Annotated in this window: 2 protein-coding genes; both read left to right on the forward strand. The window is 37.3% G+C overall.

All coding sequences use genetic code 11. From position 1 onward, the window contains the following. Positions 1-916, forward strand: a 916-nt coding sequence (locus CHX27_RS01530; RefSeq protein WP_317048265.1) for an RHS repeat-associated core domain-containing protein, incomplete at its 5' end; no start/stop codon positions are given. Continuing rightward, complete coding sequence (locus CHX27_RS01535; protein WP_094485010.1) at positions 917-1,561, forward strand: hypothetical protein; 645 nt, start codon at positions 917-919, stop codon at positions 1,559-1,561. Positions 1,562-2,186 lie beyond the last annotated feature (625 nt).

The raw sequence follows: 2,186 nt of genomic DNA on the forward strand, positions 1-2,186 counted from the left end.
ACAACCCACGGAAAGACGGGAGTGGCAGTATAAGTACAACGGCAAGGAGTGGCAGGATGAGTTGGGGTTAAACTTTTACGACTACGGCGCAAGAAATTACGATGCGGCAATTGGTAGGTGGATGAATGTGGATCCTCTTAGTGAAAAGATGAGAAGGTTTTCGCCTTATAACTACTGTTTTAATAATCCGCTACGTTTTACTGATCCTGATGGAATGGCACCAAGCGACTGGATTAAAAATAATGCTACAGGTAAATATGTTTGGAGTAATTCTGTTAACAATGCGTCACAAACTCCTCAAGGTTATAGTTATGTAGGTAAAACAGACAATTCAATAATTAAAGATATAGGTTGGAATTTTAGAGGGAATGCAGTTACAACAACAAAAATGGGATTTGTAGCAGCTGACTCTGAAACTGGTGGTGCTGTAAGTTATGGAGTAGCTCATTTAACAACAGTTAGCGCTACAACTCGTTTTAATGTTAGTGCTGATGTAACAACCAGTATAAATTTTTCTACAGGAGAACTTTCAAAACAATTTAACGGTGTTTCTATCGATGTTTCTGTAGTAGGAAGAGCTACTGGTACTAATAATATTGCTGTGACAGGTATGGCCTCAACAAATTTTGGTGGCGAAAATTATAGTACACCTCTCCAAGCACCTGATGGTTCTAAGCCTTTAATTCAAGAAACTGGAACGACATCAGTTTCAGGAAGTATATTAATACCAGCTGGGAAAATTGCTGGGGAACAAGGTGTTAAAGTTTTCCCAAGTGTAACAGTTTCTGGAAATTGGCAAAACACAAAAGAAGACGGAAGTGGTACTACTCCTGTGACAGTTCATGGCGCAATTCCAATTCCAAGAACATATGAACATAAATACCCAGCTTCAAGTCCAACCGTAAATAAACAATAAATGATATTTTTAGTTAATAAAATGATAGTTTTAATTCAACTTTTTTTTCTATCAATTTTGGTAAATAGTTGTCATGGTCAAACCGTCACTAGAACAGAAGAATGTAAATCACGTGTGGCAAACGCATCTAAAATGATTAATTCTTTTTATTCTGAAAAAAAGCAAAATTTGCTTTCAGATGCTTTAAAAGAAGTTGAGTTTTCAATAAATTGTCCTGAAACAAAAGCTAAATCAATTGAGCTGAAGATATCGATTTTGTCACTTCAATTACAGTATGATAAAGCAAGTGAATTCATTAATTCGTTGAGTGAAAGTGATTTTTCTAAATCATATAAAAAGAATATGCAGTCTTACCTTTTTAAAGCATTAAGTTTCGAATCAAAATCAGACAGCCAAAATAGAGATGTGAACTTTAAGCAATCGATTGAATCAATAAAACAATTTATTGAAAAAAGTAAATCTATTGACAAAGAAGCATACTATGATTTGTTTTTCGTGAAATCAAAATTGCTGAAGAAAGAAGAGATTAGCAAAGATCTTAATGCTCTGAAGAAAAAGTACCCTTCAGATGCTGAATTCTTTGAACTTTTGAAGGAATCTTTTAATGAAGAAGCAAAGCAGGGAACTCTTCAAAAAGTTGACTAAATCTTCGTTCCGAAATCTGGGTAATGTATCAAAGTTAGTGATGAACTGAATTATAGACTTTAACACGGTAATTTATATAGGTTGGTGATGAACTTATCTAAGTCTACTCACCTCGTAGCCCCGACAGCAACTAGCTAACGTGGAGCACGAATGGAGGGCAAGTACAGACTGAATAAATGAAACGTGGTTCTTATGGACAATAAAAAGCATTTGGCTAACAGACTCTTGAGTTTTGGCTGGGACGAAAAAGATAGTTTGATAAAAATATTAGATGAAACTACCGCAGGAGGTTTGCCGAGCACCGATTAAAAATAAACACCCCAATCGCGCGGATTTGAAATCCGTGCGAAAGCTCGAAAACACGCAGCAGTAACAGTTACGACAAACCCAGATGGCGCGGATGTTCCCAACGCAACGATAGCGCGGATTTGTATTCCGTGTCGAAAGTAATCCATTAGCGCTGATTTACTTCCTCTCTTCAGCTAAAGCCTCGGGGGCCATCCGTGCTAAAAATAGTCGGCTTTTTCGAACGTTTATAATCAAAGATGTTTGCCTAGCCCCGACTGCAGCGGCAGCCCGCAGTACAAAAAGGCTGTGTGAATTGGGTTACAAACGGCGACCATAG

Origin of the sequence: Flavobacterium aurantiibacter (assembly GCF_002251775.1) — a bacterium.
Lineage (GTDB): Bacteria > Bacteroidota > Bacteroidia > Flavobacteriales > Flavobacteriaceae > Flavobacterium > Flavobacterium aurantiibacter.

Excerpts from the sequence above, each read along its gene's own strand:
- CHX27_RS01535 (WP_094485010.1), top strand. The coding sequence starts at position 917 with ATGATATTTTTAGTTAATAAAATGATAGTTTTAATTCAACTTTTTTTT.